Source organism: Chitinophaga deserti, assembly GCF_003149455.1.
Taxonomy (GTDB): domain Bacteria; phylum Bacteroidota; class Bacteroidia; order Chitinophagales; family Chitinophagaceae; genus Chitinophaga; species Chitinophaga deserti.
On sequence record NZ_QFFK01000013.1, the window covers coordinates 37,046 to 56,075 of the forward strand.

The 19,030-nt window shown below is 53.4% G+C and carries 13 protein-coding genes; 1 reads left to right on the forward strand and 12 read right to left on the reverse strand.

The window, feature by feature from the left end; translation table 11 throughout:
• Positions 1 to 93: 93 nt before the first annotated feature.
• Together DEV76_RS23565 and DEV76_RS23570 are read right to left on the reverse strand one after the other, a co-directional pair.
• Entirely contained in the window at positions 94 to 1,035 is a 942-nt protein-coding gene (locus DEV76_RS23565) for a dihydrodipicolinate synthase family protein (RefSeq protein ID WP_109700412.1), read from the reverse strand.
• Positions 1,036 to 1,047: 12 nt separating this feature from the next.
• Positions 1,048 to 2,583 carry a sodium:solute symporter gene (locus tag DEV76_RS23570; RefSeq protein WP_109700489.1) on the reverse strand — a complete coding sequence of 512 codons (1,536 nt, stop codon included), beginning with the start codon at positions 2,581 to 2,583 and terminating at the stop codon, positions 1,048 to 1,050.
• 145 nt (positions 2,584 to 2,728) lie between these two features.
• Between DEV76_RS23570 and DEV76_RS23575 the strand changes: the two genes are divergently transcribed.
• On the forward strand, positions 2,729 to 3,586 hold the full coding sequence (locus DEV76_RS23575) for an AraC family transcriptional regulator (RefSeq protein WP_109700413.1): 858 nt from the start codon (positions 2,729 to 2,731) through the stop codon (positions 3,584 to 3,586).
• A 417-nt stretch (positions 3,587 to 4,003) separates the two neighbouring features.
• On the opposite strand, the gene DEV76_RS23580 is transcribed toward DEV76_RS23575, so the two are convergent.
• The 10 genes from DEV76_RS23580 to DEV76_RS23625 form a co-directional block, all read right to left on the reverse strand.
• The gene (locus DEV76_RS23580; RefSeq protein WP_109700414.1) at positions 4,004 to 4,375 is read right to left on the reverse strand and encodes a VOC family protein; all 372 of its coding nucleotides are present in this window, start codon (positions 4,373 to 4,375) and stop codon (positions 4,004 to 4,006) included.
• 152 nt (positions 4,376 to 4,527) lie between these two features.
• Positions 4,528 to 5,394, reverse strand: coding sequence for a sugar phosphate isomerase/epimerase family protein (locus tag DEV76_RS23585; protein WP_198652194.1), 867 nt, complete (start codon positions 5,392 to 5,394; stop codon positions 4,528 to 4,530).
• On the reverse strand, positions 5,391 to 6,500 hold the full coding sequence (locus DEV76_RS23590) for a Gfo/Idh/MocA family protein (protein ID WP_109700415.1): 1,110 nt from the start codon (positions 6,498 to 6,500) through the stop codon (positions 5,391 to 5,393). Before DEV76_RS23590 ends, DEV76_RS23585 begins: the two co-directional genes overlap by 4 nt.
• Positions 6,501 to 6,527: 27 nt before the next feature.
• Positions 6,528 to 7,241, reverse strand: coding sequence for a ThuA domain-containing protein (locus tag DEV76_RS23595; RefSeq protein ID WP_109700416.1), 714 nt, complete (start codon positions 7,239 to 7,241; stop codon positions 6,528 to 6,530).
• Positions 7,242 to 7,246: 5 nt separating this feature from the next.
• Positions 7,247 to 10,447 (reverse strand): PVC-type heme-binding CxxCH protein, encoded by a 3,201-nt coding sequence (locus DEV76_RS23600; RefSeq protein WP_109700417.1) that lies wholly within the window; start codon positions 10,445 to 10,447, stop codon positions 7,247 to 7,249.
• A 5-nt stretch (positions 10,448 to 10,452) separates the two neighbouring features.
• On the reverse strand, positions 10,453 to 12,030 hold the full coding sequence (locus DEV76_RS23605) for an MFS transporter (protein ID WP_198652196.1): 1,578 nt from the start codon (positions 12,028 to 12,030) through the stop codon (positions 10,453 to 10,455).
• A gap of 23 nt (positions 12,031 to 12,053) precedes the next feature.
• Entirely contained in the window at positions 12,054 to 13,118 is a 1,065-nt protein-coding gene (locus DEV76_RS23610; RefSeq protein ID WP_232827029.1) for a glycoside hydrolase 5 family protein, read from the reverse strand.
• Between the two features lie 19 nt (positions 13,119 to 13,137).
• The gene (locus DEV76_RS23615) at positions 13,138 to 13,845 is read right to left on the reverse strand and encodes a DUF3823 domain-containing protein (RefSeq protein ID WP_109700418.1); all 708 of its coding nucleotides are present in this window, start codon (positions 13,843 to 13,845) and stop codon (positions 13,138 to 13,140) included.
• 17 nt (positions 13,846 to 13,862) lie between these two features.
• Positions 13,863 to 15,758: a RagB/SusD family nutrient uptake outer membrane protein gene (locus DEV76_RS23620; RefSeq protein WP_109700419.1), complete on the reverse strand. Its 1,896-nt coding sequence runs from the start codon at positions 15,756 to 15,758 to the stop codon at positions 13,863 to 13,865.
• A gap of 19 nt (positions 15,759 to 15,777) precedes the next feature.
• Positions 15,778 to 18,951: a SusC/RagA family TonB-linked outer membrane protein gene (locus DEV76_RS23625; protein ID WP_109700420.1), complete on the reverse strand. Its 3,174-nt coding sequence runs from the start codon at positions 18,949 to 18,951 to the stop codon at positions 15,778 to 15,780.
• Positions 18,952 to 19,030: the final 79 nt, after the last annotated feature.

Here is a 19,030-nt window from a genome sequence, read left to right on the forward strand (position 1 = left end):
TGAAGTGATTTAGGAATAAGGATCGAAATGTAAACTACATACCCTTCGCTGCTAATCCAACCGATCTCCGGTAATATAACCTTTTATTAATTTCTAAAAAGCATGCGAAATCCCCGATACTTCCCGTATGCCCAGCCGCTCGCACCAGCCTTTAAAGTCGTGGTGGATGCCCTGCAGCGTTTCCTTCTGCTGCGGCGTTAGTTCCAGCACGTGAGCGCGACTGATCGTGCGTACCGGTATCCCCCGCTGCTGCAGGAAATACTTGGCGCTGAGAGGGTAAGCGACGTGTATCAGCGGGTCTACCCTGCGCAGCTCTTCCTGTATCCAGGCCACATCTTCCGCCTTCGAAGGGTCGTTCGCGTTATTACAGAGCCATACCAGTATTTCCGGATAGAAATTCCCGGAGATAGATGACATGCCGGCCGCTCCCATACGCAGTGAATCCACTGCATTAGGGGTATGCGCATCGTAGAATTCGAACTTCGGCTCTTTAATGATAGCCAGCTTCTGCCGCACGCTTTCCACATCACAGCTCGTGTCTTTATGATAGATGAGCCGGTGGGAAGATAAAAGCGTTTCCAGTAATTCGGCAGACAATACCCTTTTGTAGGGTGCGGGGCACTCATACAGTCCGAGAGGGATATCGCCGGTGAGATCGCACAGCTGGTTGAAGCGGTCTACCAATACCTGGTCAGGCTCATCTACGTTCGCGAAATGCCCTGTGATCATGATCACCGCATCCACACCCGTTTCGTGAATATTACGGGTAAACTGTGCCTTGTCGGCAATCGTAAGACCGAAAGAGCCCGTAGCCACTACGGGCACGCGGCCGTTCACATAATCCACCACGTGGCGTGTAAGCTCCAGCCGTTCATCTTCACTGATACTATACATTTCCGAAGAGAGGCAGTTGGCGAAAAAGCCTTTCACGCCTGCTTCGAGGTAAAAATCAATCAAATGCTCCACCATATCGAGATCAATACGCGCTTTCAGGTTAAAGGGCGTGATCATTACCGGTACGAATTTCTTTTGCATAACAAACAGGGTTTAAGAATTGGTTTGAAGACGGCGCTGCATCCGTGAAAAGAGCAGTCCCGTCAGGAAAATAGCCAGCGTGCCTACCACGATGACCATATTAATATGCAATGTGCTCCGGAAGCGCTGCAGATCTTCCGGAAGGTATTTAGACAAGCTCATCCATAAGATGACGAGGATACCCGTAATAGTAGCTGCCACGGCTGCGGCGTTCTTTGCTTTGGAAATAATCCCCAGCAGGAAGAGGCCCAGCATACCGCCGGCGAAGATGCCCGACAGCTCCCACCACATATCGAGAATGCTCTTCACTCCTATCATGGCGATGCCGAAAAAGATAGCCAGCACGCCCGTTACCACCGTAGCCAGGTGCAATACGCGCATTTCTTCTTTAGGCGATGTTTCCGGCCGTATATAACGCTGCCAGATATCTTTAAGGAACACCGTAGCCGAACTGTTCATCCCGCTGCTAAGGGTGCTCATGGCGGCAGAAAGGATGGCGGCGATGATGAGCCCCAGAAGTCCGGCGGGTACTTTCTTCACCATAAAATATGGCAGGATCTTATCCCCGTAATCTGCCGGTGTTAACGATGCAGCAGCTACGCCTCTTTCCACCGCTGCCTGTTGCAGCACGGCGTCCAGCATGTCAGGGTGCTGCAGGAAGTAAGCGTAGAGGGCGGTACCTATAAAGAAAAACACCGCGCTCACCGGGAGGTACCAGTACACACAAAGCCACACACTCCGCGCGGCTTCTTTTTCGCTGCGCGCTGCATGATAGCGTTGTACATAATTCTGATCCATACCGAAATTGTTGAGGTTGATGAAGAACCCGTAAAGAAAAACCACCCATGCGGTAGAGGAACTGAAATCTGACAGGCTTAAACTGCCCAGGGAGAACTTCCCTTCCGCCGCGCCTGTCGTGAAAATATCGCTTACACCGCCCTTCATTCCATCTATCACCAGCCAGAGGATCACGATGGCTCCGGCGGTTTTAATCAATCCCTGTAACACTTCCGTCCATATCACCGCTTCCATGCCACCCAGCACCGTGTATATAATAATACAAACACCGGTTACCGCCATGATGGTACGCATATCCAGTCCGGTGAGTGCCTGCAATGCCAGTGCCACACCGAAGAAGATGGACCCCATCCGCGCCAGCTGTGTGAGGATGAAGCACACCATGGCGTATGTGCGTGCCCATGGACCGAAGCGATGTTCCAGGTGCGTATATGCGCTCACTTCGCCGCTGCTGCGGTAAAAGGGAACGAAATACTTCGCGGAAATCCAGGCGGCCGGTACCATTGATAAACTGAATACAAAAGCATTCCAGTTACCGCCGAAAGATTTCCCCGGCACGCCCAGGAAAGTATTGCTGCTAAGGAATGTGGCATACAAAGACAAGCCCAGCGCCCATCCCGGGATAGTGCCAGATGCTGTTGTAAACTGTGCCGCATTCTTGTTCTTTCTTGAAAAATATACGCCGATCAAAATCATACCCAGCAGGTATGTTCCGATCACCGCCAAATCTGTAACAGGCAGTTGATGCATTTCCTGATGCTGTTGGTTGACAGGTCCATTCCTCACGTGGATTGTAATCACCGGATAGCTCCTCCGGTCATTGGCAAGTTGGGTAAATTTTTCGGGGGAAACAATGTTGATTGTTATGAAAAGAATAGCTTAAATTACTGCGGTAATGAGTCAGAAAAGTGCCAACATCTCTACTGCCTGGACGCTCCCGGACCAGCTACAACGTAAGCTGGAAGCGCATCCCATCGGCCGGAACCTCTTCATCACCGCTATCCGTTTTTATCCGGAGAATGACGCAAAGGAATGGGGCGAGCCCAAAGGGGCACCGGGTTACACCCTCTTATATTCCGCTCATGGCAACGGCTGGTTTGAAACCGATAACGGGCGCCATACCGTAAAAGCCAATCAATATGTATTGCTCGCCAAAAACACGCCTTTCCGTTGCGGACATGATGCCCGTAACCCATGGCGGCTGTACACCGCACAGTTTACCGGATTACTGGCAGATGAGTTATGCGATTACCTCACTAACGGACAACCAGTCCATACCACGCCCCCGCTTGTAGGCCGTGTTGCACAGTTCTGGGACATCCTCCACCATCTCGATTTGATGAATAATATCGAGAACCTGCTATACGCCAACTTCCGGTTCTACAGCTTCCTCGGCACCTTCCGCCTTTCTGTATTTAATTACATGCAACAGGGTTCCGACAATCAGATTGAGCAATGCATTCAGCTGATGAAGCAGCAGCTCGATAAAAACCTCACCCTTGCGGACCTAGCTTCTCAAACACATATTTCCGCATCCTACCTCTCCGCTATCTTCAAGGAGAAAACGCGTTACTCCCCTATCCAGCTATTCACTTCCCTGCGTATGCAGAAGGCCAGTCAGTTGCTGAAAGAAACGAACCTCACCGTAAAAGAGATCGCCCAGGAAATGGGGTATCCGGATCAGTATACTTTCTCACGAACGTTTAAGCTGATTATGGGTATTTCGCCGAAAGGGTTCAGGGAGAAAAGTTAGGAAACACGTGAAAAGTCCGGATATGTTCCTGCCTTTTTTGTTAACCTGCCAGGCATGATACATTTATAATATTTCGTATATTTAGTATAGAACTTTTAGAGGTAGCTAACTAATCCCCTATACCATGGGTTACCTAATCTTCTTTGCAATAATCGCAGGACTTGTAGTACTATGCGAGCACTGGTATTTTGAGCAGAAACGTAAACGCAGGCGTGATTACTATATAAATGTTTACCTGCCATCGGATGCGTGGAAGCGGAAACGATTTGTAGTATTGAGAAGGGATAACTGGACCTGCGTGCACTGTGGTGCGCCAGCCACCCAGGTACATCACAAAAGGTATTTAATAAAGAACATCGGAAAAGAACCTATTGACTGGTTAGTTTCTGTATGTAACGCTTGCCATTCCAACCTGCATCAAAAAAAGACTTTATCAAACTCAATCATCTCCACCCTGTTCCCAAAGGGATCACGGAAGAAGCAGCGTTCGCGGCCTTCGATCTTTGATGTGTAGGCGATGGCGACACCGTGGGATTGCAGGTAGGATTTGGCGGCTTCGAGGCTTTCTACTTCGAAGGCGGGATGGCGGCCGCTGAGCAGCTCTGTGGTCTTTTCTTCTTCCACCAGGTGCAGCTGGATGCCCGCTATTTCGTACCAGATAGCGTTGCGGGGGTGCTGGCCGGGTATTTCCTTAAGCTGGAGAAGGTCTCCGTAAAATTGTCTGGCGGCGGCCTGTTGGCCGGTAGGGATCATGACGGCTACATGGTCGATCTTCGTAAAGCGTATCATCCTCGGGTCGGTTTTTACTGTTCCGGCGCAAATATCCGTCAATCCCAAGAATTTTCCAGCTAAATATTTAGCAAAGAATAGCCGTCCGGGAAACCGGACGGCCTTTTCCACACGTCTTTACGTTACAGTCAAAGGTATGATTTGACAGCTTCTTATGTAAAATTTCGTTTATAGAAAGCAGCCCCTTCATTGGCCAGTTCATCTGCACTACCCGCCAGCGGCCGCCATATACAGGCCGCACGGGCCAGCTCTTCAGACGGTTCGCCGAAGGTTTCGAGGACTACGGCACCACGGTAACCAATGTCTTCCAGCGCTTCCCGGATGGCCTGCCAGGGCAGGTGCCCCGTACCCGGCGTACCTCTGTCGCTTTCGTTTGCCTGCACATGGAGGAGCAGATCGCCCGCTTTGCGGATGGCCGCAGGGATATCTTTTTCCTCTATGTTGGCATGGAAAGTATCGAACGAGAGGCGCAGCGATGGGTGATCCGCTTCCGCGATGAGCGCCAGCGCCTGATCGGTTGTATTGATCATATCGGTCTCAAAGCGGTTCAGGGCTTCTAATCCCAGCAATATGCCATGGTCTGCAGCGGCTTTGGCGGCTGTGCGCAGGTTCTCTATACACCATGCCCGTTCCTGCCGCTTTTGCTCCGCGGGCACAATGCGCGTTTTACCCACGGCGGAATAGAGCGGACCGCCGAAAAGCGGGCTGCCCGTTTTCTCCGCCAGCCGGATGCATTGCAGGATGTAATCCAGCCCTTCCTTGCGGAATATGGCATTATCTGAGGATATATCCCTCCGGGGGCCGAAAGCCCCGCTAAGGGTGATATCCAGTCCGATATCGCGGGTCATGGAAATGAGGAGATCCCAGTCGATGAGGTCTGCCTGCTCAACAGCCACTTCCACAATGTCGTATCCCGCTGCTTTGATCTTTGTGAGCAGGTGGAAGTCGGCCGTTTTGAAGGGCGATGCATACACGAACGTGCTGATGCCCGTCCGGATGCGGGGTTGCTGCGTCATCATTCGAAATCCGGTATTTGAATACGTTTACCACCGTTCATGGCCGACTCATGGGCACAGATGCCTGCACAGGTGTAGTTGGCAGCCCAATGCGCATCAACGGCCGATTCCCTGCCTTCCACGATGGCCGCCAGGAACTCCTGTACCAGGTGAGGGTGCGAACCACCATGGCCGGCTCCCTGCAGGAAGGACACGTGGTTGGGATCGTCTATCTTCTCGCGCTTGGTAAAATGCGCGATCTCAGGGATGAGGAGCGCGTCCGTATCGGGGCATTCTATCCTGCGGGCGTTTTCTCCGCCGTCGAATACAGCATGCTCTTCGTCCTGCAGCTGCTCCCATTCGAAAGACATCTTAGTTCCATATACGTCGTAGCTTTCGCGGTACTGACGCACCACGTCGAAAAGGGAACGGGTAGCCTCGGCCACCACGTCGGAGTTCTTCAGGGTGAAAGTGGCGGTTTCCACGGCATACGGACTACCATACCGCGCAGCGAGATCTTCGCTCAGGCGGCCGGAGCCATGGCATACTACGGATTCCGCTTTGGTATTGTTGATACGCAACAGCGGGGAAATAGCGTGGGTACCGTTCAGCATGGGCGGGAAGCCTTTCCAGTATTCATCCCATCCGGGCATGCTCATATCCTGAATGTGCGAGCCACGAACAAACTGGATGCGGCCCAGCTGGCCGGATTCTGCGAGCTGCAGGCCATACAGGAACTCGCGGGTGTAGAGCGCGGTTTCCATCATCATGTATACCTTACCGGATTTGCGGCGTGCTTCCACGATGGCTTTGCAGTCTTCCACAGTCATAGCCATGGGGATGGTACAGGCGGTATGCTTACCGGCGTTCAGGCTGGCCAGCGTCATACGGGCGTGCTCAGGAACGGGTGTTACGATGTGGATGGCATCTACATCGGTACGTTTGGGCACGTCATCGAAATTGGTGAAGATAAGATCGTCGTCGAGGTTGAAGCGCTCCTTCAGTTCTTTCAGCGTTGCCGGGTTCCGCGTGCAGATGCCCACACGCTTAATGGCGGGGTGTTTCTGATAGATGGGAATAAACTCTTTTCCGAATCCCATCCCTACAATTACAACCGTGATCTGTTTCATAATATCCTGATTTTAGTAAGTGATTAATTATCGGCGGCCCGCCCATTTAACGGCATTCCGCAACAGCGTCTGATACGCTGCCAGTTCATGTGATTTGGCATCATGGCCCAGTGCGAGGCCCACAATGCGTGCGTTTGGATGTTCCACCACAAACACTGCCGGGTGACTTACGCCTTTCTCATTGGTGCTTTGCGCCAGCACGGTGATCTTCGCGGCAGCGGGGTCCGCATTGAAATGATATAGTTCATCATCCAGCGTAAAGGATTTAGGTACTTTCTTCGTGACAGGGTGCTTCCCTTTCAGCGTTACGGTAAACGGACCATACTTCTCATGCGAATTGCTGCCGCCACCAACGAGCCGGGCATTATATTCCGGCCAGTCTTTCCAGTTGTACCAGATGGCAGCATGTGCCAGTACCAGTCCTTTCCCGGCTTCGGCATGGGCGAAGATGGCCGTGCGGATAGCGGGATCTTTCAGGGGCTGGTTGTTACTGAGCAGCAGCACGTCCGTTTCAGGGAGGAGGCCTGTGATGGCGGAGGGATCGTCTGTGTAGGTCACCTTTGCCAGTCCGCCGCGTTCGAGGGTGGCAGCGTCTTCCACTTTATACCAGCGGTTGAAATCGTGCGATCCGCCACCGCCTACGATCAATACCCGCAGCGGGGCTTTTTGTGCGGCCAGCGGTAATGCAGCGAGCAGCAGTACTGCAACAAACAGCTGACGGAAGAAGTGTTTTCTGTGCATAACGTTTATTTAATGACTTGAAGAATTCCATTCATACCGCGCCAGTGGCCGGGGAAGGTGCATACATAAGGATAATCGCCGGGAGCAGATGGCGCAGTGAACGTGAGGCTCACTGTTTCACCAGGGTTCAGCAACCGCGTGTAATGCAGCACTTCCGGCACTTTGGGCACGTATTGCAGTTTAGACGCGTTAGGATCACGCACCATGGCATCTGCCGCTGCACCTACTTTGTTCAGTGTACCCGGTTTTATAAGGAGCAGGTTATGCTGCATCCCGTCGGGGTTCTCGAGGCGGATGGTCACTTTCTGACCGGCTTTTACGGTGAGCTTTTTCTTGTCGTACTGCATGATGTCTTTCACCACTTTCAGATCTATCACCAGTGCCGGTGCTGTTTCTGCTGTTGGCTTAGGAGCCGAGCGGCTGAGCGACAGGGTTACATTGCGTAATTGTCCCGCGAAGCGTTCATCCGTTTTCCATTCTTCTGCCTTTGCGGTAAAAAGGCCGGGTGCTTTAGCACTGCCGGCTGCTTCACCGTTCACGAGCAGGCGTATGGCACCGTTCTTCTGCAGCTGTGCTTCCACATCGGCTTTTTCAGGTAGTGCCGATTCAGATATGGCGCTGTAAGTTTTACCCGCCTGTACCACATCAAACTGCAGTTTACTATCGCGTACTGCCAGCGTGTACCCATTCTGCGCATCGCCCTGTGCAATGATGATCCCGGAAGGGCCTTTCCCTTCCCGGGTAGTACCCACCGCGGCCTTAACCGTTATTTCCTTACCTGTCAGGTCAGGCGCGGCGGGCATAAATCCGCGGGGATCGAGGGCGTAATCTTCGTGATACAGCGCATCGATCAGCTTCTTTGTAAATGCATTTCCGGGAACAGTATTGGCTGCTGTGAGGAACCCTTTCTCATGACGCACCGCTGCTGCCAGGATGGCTTTGGCGAGGAAGGGATCTTTAGCGTTCTGCGCTACAAGGCTCATCTTATACACGGCAGCGCCTGCATTATCAGATACCGGGTATTCCACCAGTTGCTTCAGGGCGGCGAGGCGTACCTGGAGGTCTTTATCCTGCAGGATGCCGCTGTTCAGTAACGCTGCCTGCCCTTTTGCGTTCTTCGGCAGTACTTCGGCTGCTGCTTTGCGCACTCCGGAGGCCGGGTGCTTCAGGGCTGTAACGTACGTCTGGAACGTGGCTGCATCATCAAGCCCGAGGCCGTGGAGCGTCCATAAGGCATGTACGGCAGGACTATTCAGCCCAACCGCATCCATGCTCCTGTTAGCGGCAATTTTGCGGAGGAAAGGCGCCATCTGCGTCAGTTGCTCTTCCACGATGAGGCGCTGCGCCGTCATCCGCCAGAACATATTTTCATGCGTCAGTCCCGTGCGCAGCGACGCCGTGTCCGTTCTGGACAGGCGTACCGGCACGTAGGGTTTCGCGTTTTTGTATACTACCCTGTAAATACGCCCGTGCGATACATCGCGGTGCTCGCTTTCGAAAGCATTGCCTTTACCGTGAGGCTGTTCTGTAAAAGGCAGGATCGTTTCGCGGGGAGCCTGCTCTTTCACGAATACGTTGTGCTGGATGATGAAGTTATACCAGTCTGCCACCCATACCGCGCCATCCGGACCAGTTTCCGCATGCACAGGTCCAAACCACTCGTCGGAGCTGGCCATAAGGTTCCAGCCGTCTTTCTCTTTAAAGCCTGCCCCATCTTTCTCTATCACTGCATTATGCACCAGGCGCACGGTAGGTTCATTGATGAATGCTACGCGGTTCCAGTACTCTTTCGGGAAGCTGCGCGCCGTATAGAAATGGTGCCCCGTGGCGGAGGTGAAACCGCCCATTACATCCACCTGCCGGAGGTTCGGCGTCATGGCATGAACATCGTAGTGGCCGTCTATCTTCTGTACGGGATCAGCATTGCCCACGTCTATCTTCCGCTGCATATACCAGAAAGGCATGGAGAACCAGGCACTGTGGGTATTGTTGGCGGTAGAGATGAATACATGGTTATCTTCAGTAAAACCCAGTCCCCATGTGTTGTTAGACGTACGCCCGAGGAATTTGAAGTACGACCCGTCGGGCTTGAAGTGATACACTCCCTGCGGGAACTTCTGGCGTTCGCCATTGATAGTGCCATCAAAACCGGAGTAACCCGTTACGCCCCATATCCTGTTATCGAAACCGTATTGCAGGTTCGAAGGACCGGCATGCGTATCCTGCTTACCCCAACCCGTGAAGATCACCTTCTTTACATCGGCCTTATCATCGCCATCCGTATCTTTCAGAAAGAGGAAGTTAGGTGCCATGGAAAGGATGACACCCCCATTGGCGAAAGTGATGCTGGTGGGGATGTTCAGGCTATCTGCAAACACGGTGAACTTATCCGCGCGCCCGTCACCATCCGTGTCTTCACAGATCTTAATACGGTCGTTGGCGGTAGAATCTGTTTCTACGAAGTCATTGGGATAATCCACGGTTTCCACGATCCAGAGGCGGCCTCTTTCGTCCCACGCCATAGCGATGGGTTTGGTGATATCAGGCTCCTGTGCAAACAGCTGGATCTCGAACCCGGCGGGCACCTGCGTGAGTTTGTTAGACTCTGCCGGTGGCAGCGCATCCTGGAACTTGGGAACATTGTACCGTTTGGTATAATCTGCGATGGTATCGGAATTGTAAATATCCACGTCAGGGATCTTAGCTGCGGCGATACGTGCCCTTGCATCTTCGCCTACTGCTTCCATTACACTGTTACGCATGCGGTCGAGGAAGGCTACCTGCTTCCAGGCATCGTCCTGCTTACCATCGGGCACTATCAGTACACGGCCTTTGCCGATGTTGCCAGCCTGCTTAGCCCATGGTAATGCGCGGAGGCCTTCAGCGCCCTGGTGCAGTACCAGCAGGCCTTTGCCTCCTTCCACAAAACTGCGGAGTGCCATTATCCCTGCGGGAGATGGCGCTTTGGCACTGCAATATATCACCGCATCGAAAGCTGCGAGTTTCGCAGGCTGGAGATCTTCCGGCCTTTCGGTATACGTAATGTTAACGCCGCTTTTAAACAACTTCGTAGCCAGCCAGGTGGCCTGCACGTTGCTGTTATTCCCAACGAACAGGGCTTCTGCCCTTCTCCCTTCTTCTTTGCCCGGCGCAGGTGCCCAGGCGCATATAATGCCTGTCAGTATTATGGCTAATATTCGTTTCATTGTCGTCAGGTATTTGATGATTGATGACCATCTGCCGGTGACAGCAGCACGGGTTTATAGCCGCCTCTTCTCCGGAAGTACAGGATCATACCTATATAGCACAGGAGCATGATCACGGGGAATACCGATACGGTACGGAGCGCATCTTTCTTTGCGCCTTCCCGCACACCCCGGATGGTTTCCTTCGCGGCATCGGGTGCGGTCTCGAGACGGGCATTGTCGATTACGCGGTATTCGCCGAAGAGGCTTTTACGGTCCTGCGTGAGGTACGTGGCATGAAGGGCGGTGTGGTTCCCGGCATCGTAGCGCATGAGGTTTTTATCGAGCTGCTTATCCTGCACAAAGCCCAGTATCACCGCACCAATTACCCCCACGCCCACCTGGCCAACAGCGCCCGTGAAGTTCAACGCCAGCACGCCGCCTTTGGGGAAGCGCTCGGCTACTACGCCCAGCATGGTGCCCCACAGGAAGGTTTTGCCCAAAGCATATACAGTGGCAGCCACGAGGATCATAATACCACTGGACCACGACAGGAAGTTCAAACCTGCAAAGGCTACGGCAGCGCTTACCGCCAGCAGCCCAAGGGGGGAAAAACGATGGACGATCGGACCGGCATAAAACCGCAGCACTGCCATGATCACGGAAGTATAAATAAGCACCCAGCCACCCTGCAGGCCCATTTTGGCCATCTCGGGAGTCATAAGGTCAGTAATCCAGCTATCGGTACCCAGCTCTGTGGTGGCCAGTAAAACCATCACCAGCAGCAGCAATATGAACATAGGCCTGCCCCAGGAGCGGACCACCAGTCCGGCAGCGAGCGTAATGCCAAGAGTAACGGCAATCTTCCCCGTCAGCGACCAGTTCAGTAAACTCCCTGCCTGGAACACACAGAGCGATACGATGATGGCGATGCCCAATACCCCTACTTCCTTCACCATATCGAGGTACGACACGCCTGCCTGTACCCTTTCACTCACCGGGAACTTCTTCCCCATAATCATCCACCCATAGGCGACTACCGGTAGCAGGATGCAGCCGATCATGATTTCCCAGCGCACCTGGAAGTGGATGAGTGCAATACCCAGCAGGCCTGCCAGCACCATCCCCGCAGGCCATCCGGCATGGAGGATATTGAGCCATTTCGTTTTTTCCCGCGGGTACATGGTAGCCACCACGGGGTTCACCACCGCTTCTGCCGCGCCGTTGCCCAACGCAAATAGTAATGTCCCGAAATAGAGCATCCAGTAGCCCGTGGCCATCACGGTAAGCACAACGGATGCGCAATGACAGGCAAATGCGAAGAGCATGGCGGATTTATAGCCCACACGGTCGATGACAAGACTAAAAAGCACGATGCTGATACCGAAGGGCCAGAAGCTTACCCCGAATATCTCGCCCTGCTGTGTTTTACTGAGCCCAAACTGGATGCCCCATCCGTCCATCAGGAAAGAACGGAAAACGAACCCGAAAGCGGAAGCTACCAGCACCGTAAAACAGCCCCAGAAGAGCAAAGTGCGGTCGCGACCGCCCAGGGCCGCCGCAGCCTCCGGGGCTTGCGGCGGGGCGGTTGTAATCATATCCATACTTGTAATTTTTTAGTGTCTGCTTATCTGCCCAGCGTCAGTTGCCGGATGAGAGTAGTCTCGGAGGCGTCATAGGGTTGCCCGTTCGGACGGAAAATATCATGGAACCATACTTTAGGTTCTCCGCCGTCTTTCATAGGTGTATCCCATGCATAAATGGTGTTGGATTTACCCTGCACCAGGCCCCAGTTGATGGCGATGATACCTCGCTCTTTAAGGCCTGGCAGGGAATTGGCGAAATGACTGTTGCGCGTACGGGCCATATACTCCGTGCACACCAGCGGCTTGCCGGTTACTTTGAGTAGAGAATCTGCCACAATCAGGTGGCGGTCTGTGTAGTCGTGGTATGTGATAACGTCGGATTGCACCAGCTGGAACTGTGTGAGGTTTTTCAGATTGAAATTCCAGATGCCGGCACTCAGCGGCTGATCGGGGTTAATGGTACGGCCCCAGATGAATACGTTGCGCAGCAGGGGCATCGATTTATCGCCCCAGTTGGAATTGCCCGGCTCGTTGTAGAGATCCCAAAGTAAAATACGGCGGTCTTTGCGGAAGGTTTTCAATACGTCTTTCACGTACACTTCCAAAGTTGCCATGAGTGCGGGATCGTCGTGCAGGAGTTTGCCGGGGTCCTGCACCCATCCCGAGTTGTGAATCCCGGTTTTGGGTGCAGGCTGTTTTCCCACGGCGTATGTGTTATTCCAGCAGTCGTCGAAAATTACAAAGACCGTGCGTATGCCATGGCGGTCTGCAATGGAGAGGTATGTATCCATGCGCTTCTTAAACCCTTCCTTATCCGTTTTCCACGCAAGGTGGTGGAGATACACGCGCATCACTTTCATACCGATGCCTGCGGCATAACCCAGATCACGGGCAATGGTGGCGGTATCAAACGATTCCGCCTGCCACATTTCCAGCTGGTTGATAGCCGTAGCGGGGTAGAAATTAGCGCCTGCCATCCAGGGGGTGGACTGGTGCCACTTCCAGGCTTTCTCTTTGGACCATACGGACCGTTCCTTTTGCGCCTTCGCCGGCAATGTGAATGCTGCCAGGCAAATGAGCCATACATGCACAATCTTCATTTTCATAATGCTACTTTAAAAAATATCAAAGGGTGATCTTGATGACGGGTGAAAATATCATATCCTCCACGCCCTGCATCTTCAGTCCTACCCGCGCAAAAATGTACGATTGCGCAGGCACGAGTGCCGGAATGTTCACTTCCATGGAAATGCTCGCAGGGTCTGTGATGGCGCCGCTGCCTTTCTGGGAAGAAGCAATGCTGTAATCGCCCCCGCTGGATACGAATGCGGTTTTGTTGATGTAGAGGTTTACGCGCTCTATGTTTTTACCATCCACACCATTCACGATCTTCTCGAGGCCGAAAGTGGCCGTCACTTTATTAGCGGCGGCACTGGCCTGCACGTTGCGGATCATGTAAAAGGGCGTCACTTCGAGGTCCAGCTGCTGATCGCCGCTCATTCTCACTGTGATAGAATCGGGGCGGCCGTTAGCCTGTTTCTTCCACAGGAAAGGGCCCTGCCCATTGGGGACGGTGAGCTTGTATTCGCCTTCAAACAGCAGCACGGAGAAGCTGCCATCCTGCGTGAACTGGGTATTGGAAACGGGGCCTACTTTCCCGAAGCCGAACTGGTACAGCTGGAAAGGCACCTGGTTATACTCTACCTGGATTCCCTCGCCCTGGTACACCAGTCTGCCATGCAGGCGTGCGGCCGGCGGGTCGAAGTTGTCTTTCTTGCAGGACGCTGCCAGCACAGCCAGCAGGGGAAGGATATATGAACAGAATTTTTTCATGTCGGGAAGTTTAAGGTTTAGTCCTGGTTCGGGTTCGGAACGATCTTCGGGTTGTTAGACCGGATATCGTTGTTGATGAACGAATAATAGTTGCCCATCCGGAAGCGGTTGGTACCCGTTACCAGCGGCGATTTGATGATCCGGTAGGTCCATTTGCCATGGGTAGGACTGCCGGGGTTGTGTACTTTGTATGACCACAGTGAAAACGGCTGGGTGCTGTGTTTGGAAGGTGATCCGATGTTAGCCAGCAGATCGGCCTCATTCATGGGCACCCCGTCCCAGATCACGTGTGCATTGCGCCATCTTTTCTGGTCAAATACCACATGCCCTTCGAACGAAAGCTCCGCCCTTCTCTCATGCATGATACGGCCGAGATTGATATCGCCCGCAACCAGCGGTATGGTGAGCCCTGCGCGCTCGCGTACCTGGTTCATATATCCCGCAGCCACACCAGTTTGCCCCAGTTCAAAGGCAGCTTCTGCAGCATTCAGCAGCACTTCTGCATAGCGGTACCGGATAAAAGGCACCTCACTGCCCGTTCCGCGTGAGCCGGAGCCTGCGGTGGGGTCGAGGTACTTGCGGAGGTAGAAGCCGGATTGTGCGGTATGTTCCTTGCCGTGGATGGGCCCATCGTAGCCTACCACCTGCACAGGTTGTGTGGTGCCGGGGAGGGTTTTCTGGGAGCCGCGGTCGTCTCCCGTAACTACTGAACCGTCCGCCAGTACATATCCTGCCCAGATATCCACCATACGGCGTTTGAACAGTGTGCCGGGGAGCATTACGGTACCTGCCAGGCGTGCATCGCGGCCGGCGAATATCTGCGTCTGGTTATCGTAGTAAATGGGATTGCCTGCACCGTCTTTCACCGGCAGCGGGCCAAAGGTGTTATCCAGCTTTTCGAAAGCCTGTACGAGGTTCAGGGAAGGATTGATCCTGCCGCCTTCTTCCTCTTCCGCCCCGAAGCGTGGCTGGTTCACCTGCGTGAAGCCATGCACCTTGCCGCTTTTCAGTTTGAAGTCTTCGATGAAGATGCTTTCCGGGTTGCCGATCTTATCATAAAACAGGGCGGCGAAGTTCTCGGAAAGGTCTGCATTGCGCCTGTACAATGCATAGGTGCCCGCGTTGCCGGATATCAGGAGCTGCGCGGCGGTGAGGGCTTTGGTATAATAATCCACGGCCTTTGCTGCTGCAATACCTACTTCTCCATTTGGCAATGATACGGTGGGCGTTACCGCACCATACTTCGCGATGGAGCCTGCATACAATGCAGCGCGGCATTCCATGGCCAGGGCTGCTCCCCTGCTGGCGCGGGATTTAATATTGATATCTGCGGGGAGATCGGAACGGATGGCCTGCATCTCTGCTATCACGAAATCGTACATCCCTGCTTCGGTTGCCCGTGCATGCTGCAGGTAGGTAGGGTCGCCTTTGTAATCCCAGGTCATGGGCTCCAGGATGAGGGGTACGCCACCCATGCGCTTCACCATTTCGAAGTAGTAATACGCACGGAGGAAACGGCCTTCTGCGGCGAAGCGCTTCTTCTCATCATCTTTTAGTTTGGTAGCATTGTTCAGCCTGTGCAGGAAGAGGTTCAGCTCACGGATGAGGGTATAATCCCAGGTGCTCCAGAAACCAAAATCCCACTGGTTACGCTCTACGATCGTTTTAGGGCCTCCGTTCTGTGAAGGGAAGCTCTCACTGAAATCGGCCATCGACTCCCAGTTCTTTACCGTGGAAAAATCGGTCTGCCGGTTATAGAAATTCGCGAGCATAGACAATACCAGGGCCGGATCGTTGAATGCCTGTTCGTTATTGAGGATGGCCGTAGGGTCTACATTCAGGAACTCACTTTCCTTCTTACAGCCGCCCGCAGCAATCGTTGCGAGTAATATGATGGATACTAACTTTTTCATAACGGATAATTGTTTGGATTTAGAAGGAAAGACTGCAGCCTACATTAAACACCTTGCTCTGCGGGTATTGCAACCCGTTCGTTTCCGTGATCTCCGGATCTGTGCTGTATTCCTTCATGTTGTCCAGAATAAAGAGGTTATATGCGTTCACGTAAAAGCGCGCTTTCTGGATCCTTGCACGGTTCACGAGCGGCGTGGGCAGTGTGTACCCCAGCTCAATGGTACGGGCGCGGAAATACGTGATATTATGGTTCCAGAATGTTGATGCGCGGTTGTTGCTGTGCCCCTGATCGTTGTAGCGCAGTGCAGGGTATTTACCGGATACCCACTGACTGTTACGGTCGTAAGGATCGGTACGGTGCCAGCGGTCGGTGAAGATCTCATTCAGATTACCATCGTTAATGAAAGGCACTTTCATTTCCCACTCCTGAATCCAGGTGTAGTGCGAAGCACCGGAGAAATCGGCGGTGAAGTCGAACCCGTCGTAGCTCAGTCCTATCTGCATACCGAAGTTCATGTTAGGCTGCTGGCCCGAAGCCCAGCCCATAGGCCGGCGGTCGTTGTCAGTGATCCTGCCGTCGCCATCAACGTCTTTGTAAATAAGATCTCCCGGGAGCAGGCTCCTGTTGCCTTTACCGTCGATGTTCACGGGATAGTTGTTGATCTCTTCCTGTGTCTTGAACTGCCCAACTGCTTCCCAGCCCCAGGTGAAGCCCTGCAGACGGCCTTCGGCGGAATTGAAATACCGGTCGATGGAGTTGAAGAAGATAGGATTGTAGGAAGACACGAACTGGCCGCGGGAATAGGAGATATTACCGCCCACACGGTAGTTCAGTTTGCCGATCTTATTGTTGTAAGACAGGGATAAATCCTGCCCGAAACGCTTGTCTTTGTTGATGTTTTCATCCGGCAGCGCGTAGCCCAGTTCTGATGGCAGCAGGATGTCCTGCTTGCGGCCACGGAGACCGTTACGTTTACGCACGAAGTAATCGAAGGCGCCATTCAGGCGGCCGCCGAGCATACTGAAATCGAAGCCTACGTTGGTGATGGAGCTTTCGAGCCAGCTGATGTTGGTGATGGGCACGCCCCTGTCGCGGGAGCCTACAACGGCTACACCGTCGAGGATGGCGATACCATCATTATAGTTATACCCTTCGTAGTAGGCGAACTCAGCAAGGCCGAGCGCTTCCCCGTCGTCACCGAGAATACCGTAGGAACCGCGGAATTTGAAGTCGGACAGGATGCTGCCGTTACCCACGATGCCTTTCATGAAGTTCTCTTCCGTAACGCGCCATGCTGCGGATACGCTGGGGAAGTAACCCACTCTTTTACCCGGAGCGAAGAGGTACGAAGCATCGCGGCGCATGAGGCCTTCGAGGAAGTACTTGTTACCGTATTCATAATTCAGACGGCCGGCGATACCGGTACGGGTTTGCCGGAAATCGGTATCGGTGTAAGTATCCGAAGTATTGAAGTAAATGAGCGGCAGCTGGTTGGAGATGGGTACCGCGTGAATCCAGTTGCGGAGGCGCTGGTTGTTGATACGCTCGCTCACCACCATGGCGCTGAGCTTATGATCACCGAACTTCCTTTCATAGCCGATCCTCACCTGCGAGCTTTGGTTGATCTGCTTCTCCTGGTTGCGTTCGCGCCATGGGTTGGTAGATCCGCCGGTGCGGGTGTAAGTGTCTGTAGAAGGATTGTAGGTGTAAGTATCGTATGTGTACTCGTGGTTGTTGAGGATGTTATCCGCCATGTAATACGAGTACAGTGCGCTGATTTTGAGGCCTGGCGCGAAGGGAACATCCCACTCGGCATCGAGGTTCATCTGCAGCTGGCGCCAGTCGCTTTTAAACTTCCCGGCATAGCGGGTATTGAGATAACCCCAGTTGGTTTCGTTGTGCTTGATATCGTTCAGATAAGCCGGGTTATCGTTGGCGAAAGGGCGCTCCAATGGCGTGTTGCGGAGGATGGCGAAGCGGGCCTGCCAGTAATCGTCCACACCGGGCACACCGGGGTTATCGCGTGTTTCCACACGACCGTTGATGCTGGTACCTACACGCAAGCCGTTTGCCACTCGGGCCGATACGTTGCTCTGGATATTGGTACGGGTGAATTTATATTCGCGGCCCAGTACCGAGTTCTGGAAGGTGCGTGTAGCGGAAACATAGTACGTCACTTTATCGGTACCACCGGTAAAGTTCAGGTTGTACTGGTTGAGCGGGGTGTTTTCCTTTACGATATAATCGCGCCAGTTGAAGCTTTTATAGCCGTACTCCGTACCCTGACGGTACTTCTCCAGCTCTTCGCGGGTGATGTTGGTAGTGATGGGATTGTCGCCGATGTTAGGGAAGCGGTTCATTTCCGCTTCAGCTTTGAGGCTCATGTACTGATGTGAATTATCGAGTACATCAATGAAGCGGGTCCAGCTTTGCCAGCCCCAGTTGGCATCGAGGTTGATGGAGCTTCTGCTGCCCACTCTCCCTCTTTTTGTTTGCACTACCACTACCCCGTTTGCCGCACGCACACCGTAGATAGCGGCGGATGCATCTTTAAGGAAGGATATGCTTTCGATGTCGTTGGGAGAGATGTTGTTGAACTGTCCTTCATCCTGCTGCACGCCGTCAATAACATACAGCGGTCTTCCGAGGTTACGGATCTGGATGCTGGCGGAAGCACCGGGGCGGCCGTCGGGCATCCTGAACGATACGCCGGGCACCTTGCCTGCCAGCGTGGTGCTTACTGTGGCTCCGCCGCGTACATTACCGATATCTGCGGCGGATACGCTGGAGATGGCATTGGTGAGTGACTTTTTACGTGCCGCACCATATCCTACGATCACCACATCGGTCAGCTCTGTGGCGGAAGTGAGGAGCGATACGTTCATGGCGGCGCCGGGAGTGGCAGCCAGCTCCTGTGTGCGGAAGCCTACCATGGTGAATACGAGGATGGCACCGGGTTTTACGTTAAGGGTGAATTGTCCGTCGGCCTGAGAAAGTGTACCGTTGCGGGTTCCTTTTTCATAAACGGTTACCTGGGGAAGTGGAGATCCTGCGCTGTCGCGGACGATGCCCGATACTTTCTGCGGGCCCGTTTGCGCCCCGGCAGCTGCCCAGGTAAGGCAGAGCAACAGCAGTAACAATAGCTTCCTGCTACGAACCGTTGCTACTTTTTGTAGTGCAATTACGTTCATACGTGAAATGGATTTTGGGTGATTAAAGGATGCTGTCTCAATCCTCCGGCATTCAGCCGGTTTTTCATACCGTATTTTG

Coding starts and splice junctions, on each gene's coding strand:
- DEV76_RS23565 (WP_109700412.1), bottom strand. CDS start 1,035: ATGCAAAAGAAATTCGTACCGGTAATGATCACGCCCTTTAACCTGAAA.
- DEV76_RS23570 (WP_109700489.1), bottom strand. CDS start 2,583: ATGCATCAACTGCCTGTTACAGATTTGGCGGTGATCGGAACATACCTG.
- DEV76_RS23575 (WP_109700413.1), top strand. CDS start 2,729: ATGAGTCAGAAAAGTGCCAACATCTCTACTGCCTGGACGCTCCCGGAC.
- DEV76_RS23580 (WP_109700414.1), bottom strand. CDS start 4,375: ATGATACGCTTTACGAAGATCGACCATGTAGCCGTCATGATCCCTACC.
- DEV76_RS23585 (WP_198652194.1), bottom strand. CDS start 5,394: ATGATGACGCAGCAACCCCGCATCCGGACGGGCATCAGCACGTTCGTG.
- DEV76_RS23590 (WP_109700415.1), bottom strand. CDS start 6,500: ATGAAACAGATCACGGTTGTAATTGTAGGGATGGGATTCGGAAAAGAG.
- DEV76_RS23595 (WP_109700416.1), bottom strand. CDS start 7,241: ATGCACAGAAAACACTTCTTCCGTCAGCTGTTTGTTGCAGTACTGCTG.
- DEV76_RS23600 (WP_109700417.1), bottom strand. CDS start 10,447: ATGAAACGAATATTAGCCATAATACTGACAGGCATTATATGCGCCTGG.
- DEV76_RS23605 (WP_198652196.1), bottom strand. CDS start 12,030: ATGGATATGATTACAACCGCCCCGCCGCAAGCCCCGGAGGCTGCGGCG.
- DEV76_RS23610 (WP_232827029.1), bottom strand. CDS start 13,118: ATGAAAATGAAGATTGTGCATGTATGGCTCATTTGCCTGGCAGCATTC.
- DEV76_RS23615 (WP_109700418.1), bottom strand. CDS start 13,845: ATGAAAAAATTCTGTTCATATATCCTTCCCCTGCTGGCTGTGCTGGCA.
- DEV76_RS23620 (WP_109700419.1), bottom strand. CDS start 15,758: ATGAAAAAGTTAGTATCCATCATATTACTCGCAACGATTGCTGCGGGC.
- DEV76_RS23625 (WP_109700420.1), bottom strand. CDS start 18,951: ATGAACGTAATTGCACTACAAAAAGTAGCAACGGTTCGTAGCAGGAAG.